Source organism: Neobacillus cucumis (assembly GCF_016908975.1).
Classification (GTDB): Bacteria; Bacillota; Bacilli; order Bacillales; family Cytobacillaceae; genus Neobacillus; species Neobacillus cucumis.
Window position 1 is genome coordinate 17,309 of record NZ_JAFBEX010000017.1, and the last position, 20,132, is coordinate 37,440.

The 20,132-nt window shown below is 38.0% G+C and carries 26 protein-coding genes; 5 read left to right on the forward strand and 21 right to left on the reverse strand.

Annotated features, from left to right (window positions below; genetic code table 11):
- Nucleotides 1-2 precede the first annotated feature (2 nt).
- Nucleotides 3-128, forward strand: a complete 126-nt coding sequence (gene yoyE / locus JOC76_RS20510; RefSeq protein ID WP_309526930.1) for a protein YoyE — start codon at nucleotides 3-5, stop codon at nucleotides 126-128.
- Between the two features lie 151 nt (nucleotides 129-279).
- On the opposite strand, the gene JOC76_RS20515 is transcribed toward yoyE, so the two are convergent.
- The 4 genes from JOC76_RS20515 to JOC76_RS20530 form a co-directional block, all read right to left on the reverse strand.
- Nucleotides 280-1,050, reverse strand: a complete 771-nt coding sequence (locus JOC76_RS20515; protein WP_205180652.1) for a sporulation protein — start codon at nucleotides 1,048-1,050, stop codon at nucleotides 280-282.
- 12 nt (nucleotides 1,051-1,062) lie between these two features.
- A complete protein-coding gene (locus tag JOC76_RS20520) occupies nucleotides 1,063-1,860 on the reverse strand; it encodes a serine/threonine protein kinase (RefSeq protein WP_205180653.1) in 798 nt (265 codons plus the stop codon).
- A gap of 11 nt (nucleotides 1,861-1,871) precedes the next feature.
- Nucleotides 1,872-2,051: a hypothetical protein gene (locus tag JOC76_RS20525; protein ID WP_205180654.1), complete on the reverse strand. Its 180-nt coding sequence runs from the start codon at nucleotides 2,049-2,051 to the stop codon at nucleotides 1,872-1,874.
- A 199-nt stretch (nucleotides 2,052-2,250) separates the two neighbouring features.
- Nucleotides 2,251-2,424 carry a YozD family protein gene (locus JOC76_RS20530; protein ID WP_098529412.1) on the reverse strand — a complete coding sequence of 58 codons (174 nt, stop codon included), beginning with the start codon at nucleotides 2,422-2,424 and terminating at the stop codon, nucleotides 2,251-2,253.
- A gap of 164 nt (nucleotides 2,425-2,588) precedes the next feature.
- Between JOC76_RS20530 and JOC76_RS20535 the strand changes: the two genes are divergently transcribed.
- On the forward strand, nucleotides 2,589-2,756 hold the full coding sequence (locus JOC76_RS20535; protein ID WP_205180655.1) for a hypothetical protein: 168 nt from the start codon (nucleotides 2,589-2,591) through the stop codon (nucleotides 2,754-2,756).
- On the opposite strand, the gene yodN is transcribed toward JOC76_RS20535, so the two are convergent.
- From yodN to JOC76_RS20595, 12 genes are all read right to left on the reverse strand, one after another.
- Nucleotides 2,757-3,452 carry a germination protein YodN gene (gene yodN, locus JOC76_RS20540; RefSeq protein WP_205180656.1) on the reverse strand — a complete coding sequence of 232 codons (696 nt, stop codon included), beginning with the start codon at nucleotides 3,450-3,452 and terminating at the stop codon, nucleotides 2,757-2,759.
- Nucleotides 3,453-3,586: 134 nt separating this feature from the next.
- On the reverse strand, nucleotides 3,587-3,808 hold the full coding sequence (locus tag JOC76_RS20545; protein ID WP_205180657.1) for a YozE family protein: 222 nt from the start codon (nucleotides 3,806-3,808) through the stop codon (nucleotides 3,587-3,589).
- Nucleotides 3,809-3,947: 139 nt separating this feature from the next.
- Entirely contained in the window at nucleotides 3,948-4,226 is a 279-nt protein-coding gene (locus JOC76_RS20550) for a YokU family protein (RefSeq protein WP_205180745.1), read from the reverse strand.
- A 23-nt stretch (nucleotides 4,227-4,249) separates the two neighbouring features.
- Entirely contained in the window at nucleotides 4,250-5,689 is a 1,440-nt protein-coding gene (gene kamA / locus JOC76_RS20555) for a lysine 2,3-aminomutase (protein WP_205180658.1), read from the reverse strand.
- A gap of 133 nt (nucleotides 5,690-5,822) precedes the next feature.
- Entirely contained in the window at nucleotides 5,823-7,214 is a 1,392-nt protein-coding gene (locus JOC76_RS20560; RefSeq protein ID WP_205180746.1) for a sigma-54 interaction domain-containing protein, read from the reverse strand.
- A gap of 59 nt (nucleotides 7,215-7,273) precedes the next feature.
- Nucleotides 7,274-8,128 (reverse strand): putative beta-lysine N-acetyltransferase, encoded by an 855-nt coding sequence (gene ablB, locus JOC76_RS20565; protein ID WP_205180659.1) that lies wholly within the window; start codon nucleotides 8,126-8,128, stop codon nucleotides 7,274-7,276.
- A gap of 5 nt (nucleotides 8,129-8,133) precedes the next feature.
- Complete coding sequence (locus JOC76_RS20570; RefSeq protein ID WP_205180660.1) at nucleotides 8,134-9,405, reverse strand: peptidase; 1,272 nt, start codon at nucleotides 9,403-9,405, stop codon at nucleotides 8,134-8,136.
- Nucleotides 9,406-9,434: 29 nt separating this feature from the next.
- The gene (locus JOC76_RS20575) at nucleotides 9,435-10,100 is read right to left on the reverse strand and encodes a 3-oxoacid CoA-transferase subunit B (RefSeq protein ID WP_205180661.1); all 666 of its coding nucleotides are present in this window, start codon (nucleotides 10,098-10,100) and stop codon (nucleotides 9,435-9,437) included.
- Nucleotides 10,085-10,777, reverse strand: coding sequence for a CoA transferase subunit A (locus tag JOC76_RS20580; RefSeq protein WP_205180662.1), 693 nt, complete (start codon nucleotides 10,775-10,777; stop codon nucleotides 10,085-10,087). Before JOC76_RS20580 ends, JOC76_RS20575 begins: the two co-directional genes overlap by 16 nt.
- A complete protein-coding gene (locus tag JOC76_RS20585; RefSeq protein ID WP_205180663.1) occupies nucleotides 10,778-12,133 on the reverse strand; it encodes an aspartate aminotransferase family protein in 1,356 nt (451 codons plus the stop codon).
- A 144-nt stretch (nucleotides 12,134-12,277) separates the two neighbouring features.
- Nucleotides 12,278-13,744, reverse strand: a complete 1,467-nt coding sequence (locus tag JOC76_RS20590; protein WP_205180664.1) for an NAD(P)/FAD-dependent oxidoreductase — start codon at nucleotides 13,742-13,744, stop codon at nucleotides 12,278-12,280.
- Between the two features lie 193 nt (nucleotides 13,745-13,937).
- Complete coding sequence (locus tag JOC76_RS20595) at nucleotides 13,938-14,096, reverse strand: YjcZ family sporulation protein (protein ID WP_205180665.1); 159 nt, start codon at nucleotides 14,094-14,096, stop codon at nucleotides 13,938-13,940.
- Nucleotides 14,097-14,215: 119 nt separating this feature from the next.
- Between JOC76_RS20595 and JOC76_RS20600 the strand changes: the two genes are divergently transcribed.
- Nucleotides 14,216-14,812, forward strand: coding sequence for a DUF502 domain-containing protein (locus JOC76_RS20600; protein ID WP_205180666.1), 597 nt, complete (start codon nucleotides 14,216-14,218; stop codon nucleotides 14,810-14,812).
- Between the two features lie 186 nt (nucleotides 14,813-14,998).
- On the opposite strand, the gene msrB is transcribed toward JOC76_RS20600, so the two are convergent.
- On the reverse strand, nucleotides 14,999-15,430 hold the full coding sequence (gene msrB, locus JOC76_RS20605) for a peptide-methionine (R)-S-oxide reductase MsrB (protein WP_205180667.1): 432 nt from the start codon (nucleotides 15,428-15,430) through the stop codon (nucleotides 14,999-15,001).
- Entirely contained in the window at nucleotides 15,420-15,962 is a 543-nt protein-coding gene (gene msrA / locus JOC76_RS20610; protein ID WP_205180668.1) for a peptide-methionine (S)-S-oxide reductase MsrA, read from the reverse strand. Before msrA ends, msrB begins: the two co-directional genes overlap by 11 nt.
- A 176-nt stretch (nucleotides 15,963-16,138) precedes the next feature.
- Between msrA and JOC76_RS20615 the strand changes: the two genes are divergently transcribed.
- The gene (locus JOC76_RS20615) at nucleotides 16,139-16,891 is read left to right on the forward strand and encodes a DUF4397 domain-containing protein (RefSeq protein ID WP_205180669.1); all 753 of its coding nucleotides are present in this window, start codon (nucleotides 16,139-16,141) and stop codon (nucleotides 16,889-16,891) included.
- Between the two features lie 24 nt (nucleotides 16,892-16,915).
- Here the strand turns inward: JOC76_RS20615 and JOC76_RS20620 are convergent, their stop codons facing one another.
- The 3 genes from JOC76_RS20620 to JOC76_RS20630 all read right to left on the reverse strand — a co-directional run bounded on the left by JOC76_RS20620 (nucleotide 16,916) and on the right by JOC76_RS20630 (nucleotide 19,021).
- Nucleotides 16,916-17,494, reverse strand: a complete 579-nt coding sequence (locus JOC76_RS20620; protein ID WP_205180670.1) for a YpmS family protein — start codon at nucleotides 17,492-17,494, stop codon at nucleotides 16,916-16,918.
- On the reverse strand, nucleotides 17,495-18,286 hold the full coding sequence (locus tag JOC76_RS20625; protein WP_239557860.1) for an SGNH/GDSL hydrolase family protein: 792 nt from the start codon (nucleotides 18,284-18,286) through the stop codon (nucleotides 17,495-17,497).
- A 156-nt stretch (nucleotides 18,287-18,442) separates the two neighbouring features.
- Nucleotides 18,443-19,021 carry an SCO family protein gene (locus JOC76_RS20630; protein WP_205180672.1) on the reverse strand — a complete coding sequence of 193 codons (579 nt, stop codon included), beginning with the start codon at nucleotides 19,019-19,021 and terminating at the stop codon, nucleotides 18,443-18,445.
- Between the two features lie 204 nt (nucleotides 19,022-19,225).
- Here JOC76_RS20630 and JOC76_RS20635 point away from each other — a divergent pair, with 204 nt between their 5' ends.
- Complete coding sequence (locus JOC76_RS20635; RefSeq protein ID WP_205180673.1) at nucleotides 19,226-20,116, forward strand: MBL fold metallo-hydrolase; 891 nt, start codon at nucleotides 19,226-19,228, stop codon at nucleotides 20,114-20,116.
- The last annotated feature ends 16 nt before the right edge of the window (nucleotides 20,117-20,132 follow it).

Genomic DNA, 20,132 nt, shown 5'->3' on the forward strand with positions numbered 1-20,132 from the left:
TAATGGGTAAAAAACATCGGGCACGTATACGTGGGCAAAAGAAGAATAATCACATCCCACCAGAAGCCATTGTAGCAGAGCATGAAGCGCATGCTAAAGAAAATAGTGCAGCAGACCGCAAAAGTTAATACCAAAAGCGCAAAACTGTTTATTAACGTCTCCCATAAAATAAACCTAAGGTCCTTCCTTAGGTTTTACGCATTTATTGACGAATATTGATTCGATTTACTTCAGAAAGGTAAAAAAAACAATAGAGTCACAAGACCCTATTGTCCTTCACTACGAATATCTTTGGATAACATTTTCAATTTTTTGTTGTAAATGTGGAATATCTTGGTTGGTTACCGTTAGCCTTACATTTGTCTCATCTGTTCCCAGTGCTTCAGAAAACAAGCCTGATAAACCTCTGGCACGACGATCAACTTGGAACATCATCTCAAGTGTACCATTAGCTAAAGGGAAGAAAACTACCTCTAATTCATCTAACTTTCCACGAAACAATCCAGAAACAGGAACAAATTCGAATTCTTGCACAAATGGCAATCGACCGCGTAATCGGCGAGGTGCCTCCTCACAATCTGCCTCACGAATTCTAAATCCCAACTGGTCAACTGCATGAAATACAGCAGACATTAAGGGATTTGGAACTACTTTTAAGTTATCTTGATCACTTGGGTCTACGGCACCTTTTATATCAAGACCTGTAGTAACCCACACTTTTGAACGACCAATTGAAAGCGGTGTGTCAAAAGGGAGCTGGAAGGAGAAAGGGATATCCCTATTCTCATTTGCTCGAATGGTGAACGGAGTGGTTAACTGGAACCGATCAATGGTGGCTGTAACGGTGTATTTCTTGTCATCTGACTCTCTTAAATAAGTCGTATTTAAGGCAAGATAAATCGCATCAATCTGCTGATCTATCTTACCTCCTTTTATCACTACTACACCCTGAACGGTTTCTCCTGGCATGTATGTATCTTTTTCAAGCCTAGTGTCGACTCCAGCGGATCCAATTCCAATACTGGCAAAAACTTTATTAAAAAATGACATCGATTTCTCCTCCTAAATTAGTAGCTTTTTAATATCCTCTCTTATCTGAGAACAGCCGTCATATTTAATGTCAATCTCTAGGAGCCTTCTGATAATGTGCTTGGCGCTAGATGAAATATTTAATTCCTCTTCCCAGCTTTTTTCCTTTTCATGGGGGTCAAAGGAATAGTTCGTATACAATAAAAACAGCAAAAAATGGGCTAGCCCATAAAAGTCCACTTGAAAATTAACCCCTTTTCGTACATCCACCTTTTTAGTTACAGCTTCAACTTCTAGGTCGTGTGATAAATATCTCCCCAATCCCAAGTCTATCAGCCTTATCTTCGTCCCATCATAAATGACATTCGGAATCCTAATATCTCGATGGATGATATTCATGTGATGAAGATGTTCAATTAGGGTTAGTAATTCATCCGCAATTTTAAATGCTTCTGGCTCAGTTATGGTCCAGCCCTCAGAAAAAATAAGCTGTTCAAAATTTTTACCTTCAATATACTCCATCGTATAAAAGGGTATTTCTTTGATTAATCCCGTTTCAAAATACTTGGGGAATCCGGGATGGTCAATCGACTTTAATAATTCCTTTTCCAGCTCAAAACTTCTCCGACCAGACTTTGTGATTCTTTTGTGAAGCCTTAAGGCCTTTAATACCTTTTTTTGCTGGGTGGAGAGATCGATAACTAAATAACTGTGCCCATAACTGCCCATACCAAGATGTTTAACCACCTTGTATTTATCAGCAATTACTAGTTCAGGCGATAAAGGTTTTTCAAGTAAATTTGAAAAGAATAATACAGACCTTTTTAACATGTAAACCCCTTTTAGCTGCTGAAGAAACTAGACATAAAGCTTCCACTTTTATGTTTCTTTTTGTAGTGATGGTGCCCATAGTGGCTGTGTTTATGCTGATTCATTTTCTTCCAGGCATCGCTTGAAGAAGTGTATTTGTGGTGATGGTTTAGTTTACTGTTAATAAGAGATTTAAGGATTTTCTTTAACATATAAACCCCTCCTTAGGTTCGTATCCATATATACGAGGTAAACAAATAAAGGTTTCGTCAAACCTTTAAAATATTTAATTCAATTGACATAGGATTTAAAGACTATGTTAAGTACAAACAAAAGGCGAGCATACCTGCTCGTCTATTGTCTTATCTATCATTAAGAGGATGACTCTCCTAACCTTTATTTACAAGGTTGTTAGTCATCTTCTACTTCTTCATCGATAATACTCTTTTCGATAAGATATTCGAAGGTTATATCTGCGAGTTCTTCTAATTCTTCTTCGCTAGGAACGTAACCCCGCTTCACCAGCTCATGAAAGAAAAATTCGGCAATTTCTTCTGTATCAATAAACACTTCGATTTCTCTCATAGCATCGCCCCCTTTTTAGAGAATGTATGATGTACATGACCTTTTCATGCTAGTTACTTTAGACTGCATGAACTTTAAAAATATTTCTACAAGATAGGATGTCTTTTTTTATGTGGACAAGCATAGTATGAAAAAAAAAGAACTTGTATCAGGGGTGGATTAAAATGTCAAAATTACAATTGAAGTTAGAGGCCTTTATTGCTGATGTTAACCAGGAGGATGGATACACCCTCCAACTATTTGAGAAATTGACTAACTCCATGTTTTCTTTCATTAAATGGTTAGGAATACCCTTTGTCATCTATTTATTGATTGAGATTTCCAGATGGTAGCTATACATGGCTTTTGCCATCATTGTTTACCACACTTTCTAATTTCCTAAGGATAACACGCATTACTTGATAATATTCTTGGTCCTGAAACATTTCATATAAAATCCGGTAATCATTAAATATGTCCAATAAGTTGTCAATTAATTCCTTTTTTTCTTTTTTTCGTTCTATTTCTTCAAATTCTGCTTTACGGACCGTGTTTTGAACTTTTGGTTTTTTTTCCGTTTTTTCTTGTTTATTAACTAAGTATAAAAGACCTAGCTTTTGGATAAAGGTATCTGCATTCTCAGCATCAGCGACTAGTGTCAATTCTTCTTCACCTGCTTCGAGCCATTCTCCATCACTTACTCGAGAAAGCTCGTAGATAACATCTTCCCAGGCATCTTCTTTATAGCGCCAAATTTCTGTTCTGAAACCAACCACTTTAAACAAATCAGCACCATATCCACTAACTTGAACTAAGTCACCGAAAAAGAATTTATACTCAATATCAATCTGTTCTTGCTCTACCACTGTACCATCATATTCCGAAAGTAATTGCAGGGCTTCTTCAATAAAAAGTCCCTCACTCTTATTTACTTCATAAACATAATTGCCATCTAATAATTTAATATCGGTCACTTTACCAACCGTACCATAGATGGTGATGACGACAGTATCACCGATCTTATATTTTGGTTTTTTCCTCTTTGCCATATCCTCCCATCCCCTCAAATGGATTAGTCGTTTATTTTGATTACAATAGTATATGCACGCTAAAAAATAACGCGCATGTCATTTAAGAAATGAAAAAATCGCCTCATTATTATGGGCGATCAAAATTATTAATATTAACTTTCAGAACTTATATAATCTTCCCACGCTTCATCAAAGACCGTCATCGATTTCAAGTATTGTCCATTCATTTCTAAGTAAGAACTTATTTCTTGGTAATCTGCTGAGGTTTTCGGAAAACTATGATCCAAAAACGCATCGTTTGCAAAGGTACTAATATCTTCCTTTGGAGCGGGGTGTCTATATTTCATTAAAAAATGATAAAATGATTTTCTCATACTTTAAACGCCTTTCTTGTCCATATCGGAAACCACACATTTTACTTATGCACTACTATAACGGATAGCGTCCATCACGTCCAGTTGGATATTAGAATTTGGATCATGGAAAAAGCAGCCTCGAGTGGGCTGCTTTTTGTTAGGTTGAGAAATCAAAATAATTCTTTTTTAATAATCTAGGAATCTTCATTAATTCTTCATAGGTAATCACTTTACTAATTTGCTTACAGTCAATCAAAAATAATTGATCTTCGATTTCTTTAACAATCCTCTCGCTCTGATAAATCATGTTACAGTCAGAGCATTCATGCGTGGGAGTTTGTTCAATTTCAATGGCCCTCGATCCGTCAGGTAATTCCCAGAAAACAGAGCCAGTTGTCATTTTGACGTTTAGACTATTGCACCATTCACATGCCACTTTCACGACCCACACTCCTCTTCTTAGTCTTTAATTGGCTCATTTTCCTGCTTTGGATTTTTTCCAGTGTTTGTGCCCTTTTCTTTCTCTGTCAATGCTTTAAATTTCTTTTCCTTTAATTCATCTCGTTTACTCCGCTTATCTTTTAATGAACTGTGCGCAGGATCTTGATTATATTCTTTCCGGCGATGGAGCCTTGTTAATCCTTCCGGTACTAAATTAAAGTGCTGATCATTCATAATGCCCGAGATCCCAGAAAGTGATTTTTTCTCAGCCATATCAGGATAAACCATTTCAAAATATTCTTCTGCCCTGCCAGGTACGTAGTTTTCAGGTTCTGGATAGGAAGTAATAACTCCTTCAAAATTGCGAAGCACTACCTTTTCTGGACTTTGCGATATTAAATAGTTTGGCTGCAAGGCAATTTTCCCGCCGCCTCCTGGGGCATCCACGACAAAAGTTGGGACTGCATAACCACTTGTATGTCCACGCAATCCCTCAATGATTTCAAGTCCTTTGGATACAGGTGCTCGGAAATGGCCGATTCCCTCTGAAAGATCACATTGGTAGATATAATATGGGCGGACACGAATTTTTACCAGGTCATGCATGAGCCTTTTCATGATTGGAACACTGTCATTAATTCCTGCTAGAATAACAGATTGATTTCCCACTGGCACCCCAGCATTTGCTAACATTTCACAAGCCCTCTTTGAATCTTCTGTAATCTCAATGGAGGTATTAAAGTGTGTATTTAACCAGATTGGGTGATATTTTTTTAAAATATGACAAAGATTTTCGGTAATTCGCTGAGGAAATACCACTGGTGCTCTTGTTCCAATTCGAATGATTTCCACATGATCAATTTCGCGTAAATTTTTCAAAATATACTCTAGAATATTATCATTAATTAACAGACCATCACCGCCGGAAATTAATACATCACGAACCTCAGGTGTTTGTCTAATATATAAAATAGCAGCGTCAAGCTGTTTCTTAGGCACGCCCATGCCAATTTGACCGGAAAAGCGCCTTCTTGTACAATAACGGCAATACATGGAGCATTGATTGGTTACAAGAAAAAGTACACGGTCAGGATAGCGGTGGGTTAATCCTGGTACTGGAGAGTCCTCATCTTCATGCAGTGGATCTTCCAGGTCATACTTTGTTTTGTGTATCTCTTTTGAGATAGGAACCGATTGCATCCGGATCGGGCATCGCGGATCATCGGGATTCATTAAAGAAGCATAATATGGTGTTATATTTAAGGGAATGGTTTTGGTCGAAATCCTAACTCCTTCTTCTTCATCAGGAGTTAAATGGATGACCTTTTTTAAATCATCTAAAGTTCGAATGGTATTCGTTAATTGCCACAGCCAGTCATTCCACTGTTCTTCAGTCACATCTTTCCAAAGCTCTATATCTTTCCAATGTCTATCCGGTTTATATAAAAATGGCTTCATTTTGAGTTCCTCCTAACTTGCTTTACTAAATAATATGCAAGATTCGTGCCAACTCTACAGTGCCATCTTAAAGCTGATGCTAGTTGAGTTCAGTCTTAAATAACAATAAAATACCGCCGAAAATTCGGCGGTATTAATAGGGAATTTTTTTTAATTTATATTGCAAAGTCTGCCTTGGAAGATCTAGAAGCTTGGCAGCTTGATTGATATTTCCCTTCGCTTGGTCCAAGGCATTCATAATGAGCTGTTTCTCCACCTCCTCGAGATTTTTTCTTAAAGATAAGTTCTTTTGCTGATGTTCCTTTGTTGGAGATTGGTATTGCTTTAGGATGACAGGCAGGTCTTCCTCACCGAGAAACTCCCCTTCACAAACATTCATCATATATTCAAGTGTATGTTTGAGCTCCCGGACATTTCCTGGCCAGTGGTAATCGGTTAAAAATATCTTTAGACTCTTTTCCAAGCCTTGAATCGTCTTTCTTAACTGCTTATTAAAACTTTGAATAAAATAGTCTGCTAAGTATAAAATATCTTCTTTCCGTTCCCTTAATGGCAGGAGGGAAAAGGTAAAAACATTCAAGCGGTAAAATAGGTCAGGACGTATCATTTTGTCTTGTAGGGCCACTTCTGGGTGTACATTCATAGCTGCAATAACACGAACATTAACGAAGATATTTTGAGAACTGCCCACTCTTCGGACCATCCCGTCTTCTAAAACCCTTAACAGCTTTGCCTGCAGTTCCATTGGCATGGAATGAAGTTCATCGAGAAAGAGGGTGCCTCCATCTGCCAATTCAAACAGACCTTTACGTTCAACAGCCCCTGTATAGCTACCTTTTGCCGTTCCAAATAAAATGCTCTCAAGCAGAGTTTCAGGGATAGCGGCACAATTTTGAGCGATAAATGACCTTTCTGAACGATGCGAGTCATGGTGAACCCCCTGGACAAATAACTCTTTGCCGGTTCCCGACTCCCCATAGACAAGAATCGGAGCATCTGATTTCGCTAGTTTCCTCGCCTCTGCTTTAATATTTTTAAAAGAAGGGTTCATGGTTTTTAAATCGTTTAGCGTATACTTTACCTGCTGTTTAGCACCCTTTTTAAAGCTGCTTTTGATAACACCTTTTTGTAAGTCTAAAAGCCTTTCAGCAAGCAATTTCATTCGAGAATAATCTTTCGCAATCTCCACAGCGCCAATCATTTTTTTATCAAGGAATATTGGCAGCGTCGTATTCATGGTGTCTATGCTTGCCCCGTGCATGTTTACATATACTTGCGTTTGATTATAAATTGGTTTACCTGTTTTCATAACTTTTAAGAGGGTGCTCGATTCTTCTGTTAAGGAAGGAAATACTTCTAATAGATGTTTACCTAAGACTTCCTCTACAGCCATCCCATCATGTTTGGCTGCCACTTCATTATAAAAGATCGTTCTTCCCTGCGGATTAACCACATGAATTCCTTCATCGATGCTTTTAAGAATGGCTGTTAACACTTCTTGGGTTAATGCTGTTAATTGTCCTATTTGTTTCACCTGCCCCCCTAATACTGGTTGCTGAAAAATTGGCAGCTAATGCCGAATTTTTAGCAGTTTGCCAGATTTTTCACCCACATATTCATATTTTCAAGTTTGTCATAAATATAACAATTATTCATGAACCTGCCTCTATAGGAATAGCCAAGTTGAAATAGGGCTGCATTCATGCCAAATGATAAGGCACGAGCAATCGAATAGGCACAAAAAATACCATTATTCCTTAAATCCTTTTCAAGTTCTTGGAGGATTATTTTCATGAGACCATATTTCCTATGCTCCGAGAGCGTTGCACAGTCTGTTAATTCGGCATTTTTATAAATAGAATTTATTTCTGCAGAAGCTGCACTGACTATTTTTCCTTGATACAAAAAAACATAGTAGACCGTCCCATCCCCCATCATTTTTTTTACATATTCCGGCTTATACAGCGGAGTCGGATAAATTTGAAATACTTGTTGGTATAAGTCTGATAAGCCGGCAGCATCTTTCTCATCAGCCTTCCTTAGTTCATAGTCTTTAGGAAGGATTGTTTTATCAATAGATGATTTTGATTGATAGATACGTTGTAAAATTCCATCTTCGGTAATCCACTGGTCATTTCTTTTGCGCTCAGAAGAATAGAATTTAGAAAAAAAATAGGCATCTGATCCAAGAAAGTAACGATCCACTACCGTTTCAGGCTGGAGCCCTGCTTCAATAAATGTTATAAAATCTTCACTGCGACCTTTGATAATTAGTTTTTCTGCCTGTTGCTGTTTCACAATCTCCTCTACTTTTGCTAACATTAATTTTATATTTCCGCGATAATCATCAACCCTTATCCGTTGATTAAAAGGGTCTAGATAAATTTCAATATAATAATCTATCTCTTTAACATAAATGGTAAATGCTTTTTGAGTCATTATTATCACTCCTCAACGATTTCGCACCATCTTAATATTGTCAGAGCAATAATGTTACTTGCAGTAAATAAATCCTCAAGGACGATATGTTCATTTGCATCATGGGCAATTTCAGTTATGCCTGGGCCAAAAACAACAACGGGAGTTTGACCCACAGTTGAAAGAATTCCGCCATCTGTGCCCCATGGACTTGCTTCAATAACTGGCGGTTCACCCGTTATCTCAAGGTAACTTTCCGTTAATTCATGGATTAATGGATGATTGGTTTCAAGGCTTCCTGGCTGCCATCTGCCGCCATACCATTCCAGTTTGAGTGGGTGCTCTTGAAGCCATTCATCTTGCTGACAAAGTCTTTTCAAGCATTCTTCCATTTCTACCTGTGCAGCTTTAATCGTTTCATCAGGTGAAACCCCCATCCTTCCCTCAATGATTGCCGTATCAGGTACTGAAGAAGGCCATTCTCCGCTGGTAATCTTGCCAATATTTATTGGGATGGGGATTGGAATTTTATTAAAGAGAGGATCAGTTATCTTAGCGTTTCTATCTTTCTCTAATTGTTGTAGGCTTTGAATGACTAGGAGAGATTTTTCGATTGCACTAATCCCTTCATATCTTGTTCCCCCATGTGCTGCTTTACCGGTTACAGTAATTCGAAACCACATAGAACCCTGTTGTTTAGGAAACAATTTCATATTTGTCGGCTCGGGGATGATGGCTCCATCTGCTTGATATCCTCTTAATACGGCGGCAAGTGTCCCAGCTCCACCACTCTCTTCTTCAATCACACTTTGAAAAATAACATCACCTTTAAGTTTAATCCCCGATGCAATAATCGATTCTATTGCCAGTAACAGGGCGACATTCCCTCCCTTCATATCTGTAGCTCCTCGGCCATACAGTTTGCCACACTCAATCATCCCACTAAATGGATCATGCTCCCAATTTGCTTTATCCCCGACCGGCACCACATCAATATGTCCGTTTAAAATAATCGATTTGCCTCCACCTGATCCTTTTAAAACGGCGACCAAATTGGGGTTTCCTTCAAAGCTTTTGCGATCACAGCAAAAGGCAGGGTGGTTTGTTAATTCATCACCGCCAATTTCCCAAATATCTAATGTTAATCCAAGTTGACGACATTTCTCTATTACTATTGCTTGTGTGCTGCTTTCATTTCCGCGCGTACTGTTTTCACGGACAAGTAATTGTAAGAGTCTTGCGGCACGAGCACGATTTTCCTTCAACCATTCCTTTACTAAGATTTTATATTTTTCCATTGGGTTTCCCCCTTTTAAGCGATTTACCATCAGTATGGTATGTTCCGAATCGTTTCACTAACCTTAAATTCACAACCTGTTTTACTTTCAACTATTTCAAGATTGTATGGGGCAAATAATTCTGTCAAAATTAACCCTGTTTCTGCAATCTTAAAAACAGCTAATTCTGTAATAATGACATCAACACAGCGAGAGGATGTTAAGGGGAGTGTACAGCGATTAACAATTTTGGGATGACCATGTTTATCACAATGATTCATTACAACAATGACCTTTTTGGCTTTCTGGGCCAGTTCCATGGCTCCACCCATACCGGGCACTTTTTTTCCAGGAACAATCCAATTAGCCAAATCACCATCTTGACTCACTTGAAGTGACCCTAAGATTGTAATATCTACTCTTCCAGAGCGAATCATCCCAAAAGCAATGGAACTGTCACAATAGGAACCTCCATTTGTTAACGTAACCGGAAAACCGCCTGCATTACACAAATTTTCGTCCTCATTCCCTTTAATTGGACTTGGTCCCATTCCGGTAATCCCATTCTCTGCATGAAACATTACTTGTATTTTTTGAGATAAATGGTTGGGGACAAGGGAGGGTATTCCAATACCAAGATTCACCACCATACCAGTCTGAATTTCCTCGGCAGCCCGTTTTGCCATTTGGTTTCTGATGTCTACTCCCATGCCCATTTCCAATTCACCCCTTGCGAAGAGATTATATAGTCAACAAAAACTCCTGGTGTAATGATTTCTTCTGGGTTAAGACTGCCCAACGGCACGATTTCTTCTGCCTCAGCAATTGTAATTTTTCCAGCCATCGCTACTAGCGGATTAGTATTGCGGGCACTTTTATCATAGATTAAGTTGCCATATATATCGGCTTTTTTGGCATAGACAATGGAAACCTCCGCGCTTAAGGCCGTTTCTACAAGGTAATCTTTTCCGGATAACTTAAAGTAAGGTTTATCCTTTGAAACAATTTCATTGTCCACACCAATATCAGATAAAATCGCTGGGAGTCCTACTCCCCCGGCACGGATTCTTTCTGCTAAGATTCCCTGGGGTGAGAACTCAACCACAAGCTTTCCAGCATTCATAAGCTGACCTGCAACAGGGTTAGAGCCAATATGGGAGGCAATTACTTTACTTGCTCGCCCACGGCTGACAATTTTACCAATGCCAATATGTGGGAAACCTGTATCATTTCCAATTAGCGTAAGATCTTTAACCCCTTTCTCCAAAATGCCTTCAATTAAGGTCGGAGGGGAACCTACACCTCCAAATCCACCGAACATTAGAGTCATTCCATCATGAAAAAAATCCATGACATTATCTAATGTTGTTATTTTCCCAAATGTATTTTCCAATTAATGTTCACCATCCAATCCTACATTTATTTCATTGGAAAAAGCAGTAAATGTTTCTTTTAACAGTAAAACTAATTCCTCCATTTCCCTTTTCGTTATAGTTAATGGAGGTGAGATGATTATGGCATCACCATTTACTCCATCTATCCCCGCACCGGCAGGATATACGAGGAGACCTTTGTCTTTTGCCATTGTGATTATCTTTTGTGTAACCGAGGACTTTCTATCAAATGGGGTTTTTGTATGGGGGTCCATGACGAATTCAATACCCAGCAGCAAGCCTTTACCCCGGATATCCCCTATAAAAGAGAACTGCCACTTTAACTTTTTAAGCTGATTTCTCAAATACACACTCTTATTATCTACTTCCTTGAGAATCTTGTTTTTGTCTAAGTAATCAAGGACAGCCAATGACACCGAACAGGATTGTGGGTTGGCACTTAAAGTGTGTCCGCTCATGACCGACTTTGACCCGGCTAGAATCGGCTCCATCACTTTTTCACTTGCAACAGCTGCAGCAATTGGCGCATAACCAGCCCCCATTCCTTTCCCCAATGCCACGATATCAGGTACCACTCCCCATTGTTCACAGGCAAGCATGGTACCTGTGCGTCCAAAACCAGTCATAACCTCGTCAGCAATAAACAGTATGTCATTGTCTTCACAGATTTTTTTTATTGTTTTAAAATAATCCTTTGGCGGAGCAATTGCTCCGCCCGCGGCCCCAATTACCGGCTCCGCAATGAATGCAGCGATTTGTTCTGCCCCAATTCGTTTAATGGCCGTTTCTAGTTCTTGTGCACATAAATAATGACAGGAAGGTGCTTCTAAATTATATGGACAGCGGTAACAGTAAGGTGGGTTTATGGAAGGAAAGTCTTCTAAGAGAGGAACAAAACGGGCCCTTCTTCCAGTGTGACCGGACAACGAAAGGGCTCCCATTGTAATACCATGATAACTAACCCATCTTGACAGAATTTTAGTTTTAGTTTGCACCCCTCGTTCCTGCCAATATTGAATGGCCATTTTCATAGCAGTTTCGGTTGCTTCCGATCCACTGTTCACGAAAAAACTCCAATTCAGATCAGCAGGAGTCATTTCCGCGATTTTTTGGGCGAGCTTCTCTGCGGCATCGCTTGTAAATTGCGAGCGATATACAAAGGAGACTTTTTTTGCCTGCTCCATCATTGCTTCTACGATTTCCGGTACTCCATGACCAATATTAGCGGTCACGGCACCTGAAGCGGCATCTAAGTATTTTTTTCCGTCCATATCATATAAATAGACCCCTTTGCCATAATCAATGACTGGGTAAGTTTCATCAAGCATTGGTTTGATTAGAAATGTCTTCTCCACAACGGACACCACTTTCTTTGTCAAAATAAATAGTTATATTCCATTGTATGAAGTGGCTTTTGATTCTATCATCTTATTTCCATTAGGTCTGGCATGAAATAATTCTCCAACTTAGCAAGAAAAAAACCCGCAAGGAGCTGCGGGTTAAATTAAAACTGTTTCTTTATCCTGTTTTTTAGTTGTTTTTTCAATAATATCGCGGGCAATCCAAACACCACACGCACTTGCCTGTGCAAGTCCACGGGTAATTCCTGCTCCATCTCCTCCAACATAAAGCCCGTTTATTTCTGTTTCAAACCGGTCATTTAATTTCGGTCTTGCAGAATAGAATTTAGCTTCTACACCGTAGAACAAAGTATGTTCAGAAGCAAGCCCCGGAGTAACTTGATTTAATGCCTCTGTCATTTCTATTAAGCTTTTTAATGTATTATACGGAAGCACTAGACCAAGGTCGCCTGGTACAGCTTCTTTTAATGTTGGTTCTAAGAAACCTTCCTTAATTCTCTTTGCCGTTGATCTTCTGCCTTTTAGAATGTCACCATACGTTTGAACAATAAGTCCGCCATTCGATAGACTGTTTGCAAGACGGGAAATTTCATGAGCATATTCATTTGGTTTATCAAACGGATCTGAAAAGGTATGTGAAACCAACAAAGCAAAGTTTGTGTTTGGACTTCCGAGCTTTGGATCCTTATAGGCATGACCATTTGCCAGCATAATACCTGAATGATTCTCAACCACTACATGTCCAGATGGATTACTGCAGAAGGTCCTTACTCTAGTCCCAACTGATGTATTAAAAATAAATTTCCCTTCATACAAGTGCTCATTAATTTCCTGCATGACAATATTAGAGGTTTCAACCCGTACACCAATATCTACTTGATTGGAAATCATCCGCAATCTACGAGATTTTAATAAATCAGTTAACCATTTCGAACCATCTCTACCAGGTGTAATCACTACCTTTTCAGCGTAGACCATTTGATCGCCTTTGAGTTTTATTCCCTTTACAACATGACCGTTAGGTGTTTTTTCGGTTATTAAATCATCAACCTCTGTCTTAAAAGACATCTCAATTTTAGTTTTTAAATATTCAAAAATACTTTTTAAGATTTCGAGATTTTGCTCTGTCCCAAGGTGGCGTACCTGTGCGCGCAACAGCTTGAGTCCTGCAGCATACCCTCTCCTTTCGATATCCTTTACTTGATCTGTTAACGGATCTGTAATACTTCTTGTTGCACCATGTTGCAAGTTAATTTCATCTACATAGCTGATTAACTCCACAACCTGTGAATCTGATAAGTAATCAGTCATCCAACCGCCAAATTCACTTGTGATATTAAACTTTCCATCAGAATAAGCACCTGCTCCTCCAAAACCATTTGTAATGGAACAAGCCGGCAAACATCCTGCGAAATCTTTTTTCCCTGCAGCCGGAGGGCATTTTTCTATTTTCTTTTGTAAAATGGGACAATTTCTCCGATAAATATCATGTCCTTTATCCACTAACAGCACCTTTGCGTTCGGCATTTTTAGTGTAAGTTCATAGCAGGTAAAGATCCCTGCAGGCCCAGCACCCACTACAATTACATCATATTTCGTATCCATTATCCCATACCTCCAAAATCGTTTTACTCAACATTGGTAAATATATCAGAGATTCCGGTTAGCGTCAACGATAAATACGAACCTTTTAAGTTTTATTTATTTTAATGTTCGTGTTTTACTATTGTATCAGAAAAAATTGAACTTTTAAAAAATAAAGGGCTGATCCGCTTTGGATCAGCCTTTTGTTTTTTTATTAATAGGTCCAGCTTGCACCGATAATGATTAACAAAATAAATAAAACAACAATTAGCGCAAATCCTCCAAACCCGAATCCGACTCCACCGTAACCGAATCCGCCTACAGGATAGCCTCCACAACATCCGTCAACTCCATAACCGTAACCATGATACATAAACATTCACTCCTCATAAATTTGTTTCTTTTCATAAGTACTGTATGAACTAGACGCTTGACCTGTATGTGCATTCGCCTATATTATGATAGACAATGATATTTTTGCAGGTGATAAAAATGAAAGCAGTTTTTAAGAATTTTCTAAATGGAATTTTAACCATTGTGCCAATTATTCTCGTAATTTATGTTATTTACAAAACCTTTATTTTTTTGGACAGTCTATTAGGGAATTCCTTGAGACCTTATCTTAAGGATGATTACATTCCCGGATTTGGTCTTTTAACAACAGTTATCCTAATTACCCTCTTAGGATGGATGTCGACTAAATACGTTACAGGGAAAATGATTAAGCTAATTGACCATCTCCTCGAAAAAATTCCGGTTGTCAAAACGATTTATTCCGTCATTAAGGATACCGTCCAATCCTTCCTAGGTGATAAAAAATCTTTTTCAAAAGTGGCTTTAGTAGTGATTCCGGGGACGGAGATGAGAAGTGTTGGCTTTATTACTTCTGAGCAAGTAGAGGATTTTTATAGTCCATTAAAGGATCATGTTGCTGTCTATGTCCCTCAAACCTTCCAGGTTGCAGGATTTACCTTTTTAATTCCTAAGGAACAAGTAGAGATTATCGATGTGAAACCCGAGGACGCAATGAAATTTGTCCTTTCTGGAGGGATGACTTCATCCTCAAAACAGAAAGAAAAAAGTGAATAAGAAAAGCGTAAGCGCCTTGGTTAGCCCCGACAAGCATAAGACGCTCCCAAAAGGCAGGCGCTTTTTGCCTTCCTTTTGGGAGTGGCTTATGACCTCGAGGGGCTAGGCGCTGGAGCTGGACAATTCCCGAAGTCGAAATTTATATTTTCTTATTTGTTGAAATAAAGCCGCTAGATTAGCGGCTTCTTATTTTGTTTCAAACAGTTTTTTAAATTCTCCGTATCCTTCCTCTTCGAGCTTTTCTTTCGGAATAAACTTAAGTGCTGCAGAATTGATACAATAGCGTAAGCCCGTTGGCAGCGGACCATCATTAAAGACATGTCCAAGGTGAGAATTAGCAGATTTACTTCGAACCTCGGTCCGAATCATAAAATGGCTATAATCTTCCTTTTCAATGACTTCCTCTTCTTCAATCGGTTTCGTAAAGCTTGGCCAGCCGCAGCCGGCATCAAATTTATCAAGCGAACTGAATAACGGCTTTCCAGATACAATATCTACGTAAATCCCATCTCTTGTTTCATTCCAATATTCATTTCTAAAAGGCGGCTCTGTCCCATTGTTTTGCGTTACTTCGAACTGAATGGGTGTTAATTCTTTTTTCAAATCTTTATTTTGCATGCTTCTCCCCCCAATGTCTTTCAATAAACCCTGCACGACCTGAGCCTACATGGTAGGAGTCATAATGGGCACGATTTTTCTTATAGTAATGCTGATGATATTCTTCAGCAGGATAAAACGTCTTTGCCGGCAGGATAGGTGTCACAATGGGTTTAGAAAAACGACCGCTTTCGGCTAATGCTTGCTTTGACTTTTCGGCAAGCGATTTTTGTGATTCAGTATGGTAAAAGATTGCTGTCTGATAAGATTGACCTCGATCATAGAACTGGCCTCCCGGATCTGTAGGGTCAATTTGCTGCCAAAATAATTCCAGTAATTTTTCATACGGAAAAATGTCTGGCTCATACGTAATTTGAACAGCTTCATAATGCCCAGTTGTATCAGAGCACACCTGTTGATAAGTTGGGTTTTCAACTGTTCCCCCGGTATAACCTGAGACAACACTAATGATTCCTGGTTGTTCATCAAAAGGCTTGACCATACACCAAAAACAGCCGCCTGCAAACGTAGCTAATTGATGATTGTTATCCATTTTCCCACCCCTTTTTTGTTTAAATAAAAGTATACCGAATGTCCTTTTAAAAATAAACTTTATTGCAAAATGCGATTATTTTCTTTTCATCATGTTGATTTAAGATTTTTAATATAGACACCTACCTATAGGAGGATGAATAAATTATGGTGTAATCCATGTAAGGAGTAGATACCATGTCCGAGAAAAGGAATCAAACTGATTATTTCCAAAAAGCGTTGATTTACGATTTACTGGCGCAGTACTATAAGTATACGAATCCCAGCCTGCATATGCATTTTTATTTAAAGCATTATAAATATATGAACAAAGCATTATCCCTTATGCGCTCACCTGTTCAGTCTGGACATGGAGAAGCGCAAATCCGTTTCCTTCATACCTCCCCTGATTCCCCAAACGTCGATATTTATGTAAATGGCAACCGTGTGATTAAAGATTTACCTTTTAAAAAAATCAGTCAGGTCCTACGGTTAAAGGCCGGTAAATACCATATCGATATATACCCTTCTGGAAATATGGTCGATAGTGTCTTAAATAAAAATATTACGGTAGAGGAAGGAATGTCTTACACCTTAACCACTATTGATTCAGTTAAAAAGATGCGCTTGTTGGTGTTTTTAAACCACCCAGCAGTCCCAGTAAATGAAGCAAAGGTCCGTTTTATTCATTTATCACCTGACACACCCGAACTCGATATTGCGGTCAAAGATCGCGATGTCATTTTTCCTAAAGTTTCGTATAAACAAGCTACTGAATATTTAGGATTAACTCCAATGACAGTTGATTTAGAGGCAAGGGCAGCGGGCAGTCGAGAAATTCTACTTTCACTTCCAAAAGCTCATTTTAAACCAAATGTCAGCTACACCATTGTTTTTCTTGGGTCTTCCACAGAGAAACCAGAATTACAATACATTAGTATTGAGGAATAAAAATAGGTGTCCTCAACTGGACACCTATTTTACAGGAACTAATATCGTAAAAGCAATATCGTCCTTTTTCAAATTAAATTTATCTACTTTTATTTTCAAATCACTTTTAAGTTTTAACTGCTGCATATGAATATAGACAAGATGACGGTTGGGTCTAATTTCAACCCCTTTTGGCAGCTTATAATTTTCACTAATAAAGTTTAGTACATACGAAATCGGAAGATGTAGCTTTCCAACTGACATTGATTTTTGCTTTAAAATTAAATCACCATTTTTTTGCGCAGAGGGTTCAAAATTCAATTTCAAATTTAATTTCTCGCTAAAAAAAGGCAGCATTCCATACAATTCTACCTCATCCCCTAATAAAACCTTATAATCAATCGGGGAATCAGAAGCTTCTTGTTTTAAATAATGGTTTATAACTCTATTCAGGTCATACTTGTTTGATGTTAAATGAAAAGATACATAGTCCCCTTTTGAAACCTCTGTTGTTTCTATTTTCTTTTCATTTATTGGAGCTGAAACAAGAGTTAAAATGATAATTGCCACTAACAGGTTAAACCCCGCTAAGATTAGGAAACCCATTTTCCATTTGTTTTTCATTTAATTCTCCTCGGTACTGACTGTGTAAGCCCTATTTACCAGGTCTGGTAATACCTGTTTACCCAATGTCGTGTTCAGTCTTTTGGCAATTAGCTCATATCCTTTATCATTAGGATGGAAATTGTCTGTATACAAAAGATTTTCTTCTGTTCCTAAGAAAAGGTCTTCTATAGCAACAAAATAAGAGTTTGAATATTGGTTTACCACACTATGACCTGCCTGATTCCATTCGGACACAATTTGATCCATTTCTTCAATTTCGGAAAACCATTTTGAAAAAGGGTTATATACACCCACTAATACGATGTAAGCATTCGGATTTTCATTGAGAATAGCATCAAAAATTTGCGATAAATGTTTTCGATAATTTTCTTTTTCCTTTAGAAAATCGGAAACTTGCAAATCTGAAATATTCTCTTTAAGAATCTTCATGATATCATTACCGCCTATGGTGAGTATCACCAAATCGGACTGCTTTAAGATAGGCTTCATCTCAGGGGATTTCAGTCTCTTAAAAAGCTGTGTCGTCCGATTGCCCTTTACTCCGTAGTTGTAAAAATCAACCTCTTGTATCCCTTTATCTTTTTCGAGCATGGTTTTAAGATACGGCAAATAACCGCCCTGCTCAGTACTATCTCCTACACCTTGTGTTAGAGAGTCACCTGCAGATAGTATCGTTAACTTTCGTGGAATAAAATCAGCAGGAATTGGTTCAAAAACTTGTGCAGCCACTTTCTTTTCAGAATGAAGCACCCATGAATTGGATTGACTGCATGAACATAAAAACATCATTGAAAGAATTAGAAGGGGGAAAACCTTTTTCAACTATATTCACCTGCCTTCTAAAGTGACTAAAACCCATTACTTTTTATTATTATAACACGACAATAAATTTCAAATCATATATGCGTTAGTCTATCCCTGAAAAAAAAGAGACCATATTAAGGTCTACTGTAATGCTTTAATATCGTGAATTATTTCATCATACGGAACATCTTTATAACCGCTATAAGTCTTTTTAATTTTACCCTCTTTATCAACTAGGTAAAGAAATGTTTGGTGAATCACCTGATTTCCATCCTTTGGTTTCTTCACAATAGTCTTAAAGCTCTCAGCAGCATATTTCTCGATAAATTCTTGAGAATATCCTGTTAGGAATGTCCAATTAGTAAAATCTACCCCAAATTGTTTTGCATAGTGCGTCAACACTTCCGGTGTATCAACAGTTGGATCAACACTAAAGGAAACTAATTCAACATTCGTTAGCTTTTCCTCTTTCAATTTTTTTTGAAGCGTTACCATATTTGAAGTCATTGGTGGGCAAACATCTGCACAGCTTGTAAAGATAAAAGCTGAAACCCAAACCTTTCCTTTCAAATCTTTTAGCCCCATTGATTTATTTTGCTGTGTTGTTGCAGAAAAATCCTTAATCGGCCAATTCACTTCATTTTCAATTTTTTCTTTTCCACATGCAGTTAAAAAGAGAGTTAAAATTAGGACAAATAAGAACAGAAAGCGTGGTTTCATTCAATCACCTACAACCTTTTTCATTTCACCATTTATTATAGTTTAGCAAAGTTAAGGGCGTGTTGAAAGTAAACTGTCTCTCTAGATTAGGAGATTATGAAATGTAGAATAACCATGCCTTTTAATTTTTAGAAAATTATGGTATTATGAATGAGCGTTCACTCGATTATGATTATTACTATGATTTCATGAGAGGTGAGAAAAATGAATCGAATTGGTCCAATAATCATCCTTGAAGGTGCCAATTTCAGTAAAGTTCCCTATTCTAGAAGTCTTTATTTAGATTGTTCGGAAAAGGTACTAATTGACACTGGTGCTGAAAAAAATATTCTTAAAAAAATCAATCAAGAATATGGAGTCCAATTAATAATAAACACACATTACCATCCTGATCATACATTGCATAACCATTTATTCCGAAATGTAAACAAGTTAATTAATGCCATTGAGTTTAAAACATCGCTTACTATTGAAGGTGTTGCCAGGGTGAACGGTGTTTATCAGGAATGGGGGCAAAAAGGGGTTGAAATGTGGACATCTACAATACCAAAAGAATGGGTCAATAATCTTGGAGAAATTTCTGGTGTTTATGATTATGAAACAGAATATCAATTTGGTGCGATAAAAGTACGTTTTTTACACACGCCTGGACATACGAGCGGCTTATCTTGTCCGTATTTTCCAGAATTAGGGATTGTCTTTACTGGCGATTATGACATGACATCATTTGGACCTTGGTACAACGGAACCGATGGTAATATTGATGATTTTATAGCGTCAGGTAAAAGGTTATTGACTCTAGATGCTGATACTTATATAACTGGACATCAGAAAGGTATCTTCTCTAAACAGGAATTTAGTAAGGCTATGGAGATATTTCTTGCAAAGATTGAGGAGCGAGATGACGTGATTTCAAGATTTGTACAACAGGGGATGAACTTTGAGGAATTAACTAATGTAGGTATCTTTTATCCTAAAAAGAGTTTGGAAAACACGATTCTCAAAACCTGGGAGCGAAGCGGTATTCGGAAGCATTTAAATAGACTTGGATATCAAGTAGTTGAATCCGGTCTTGAAGTCGTAGAATCAAATTAATTGAATGATAAAAGAA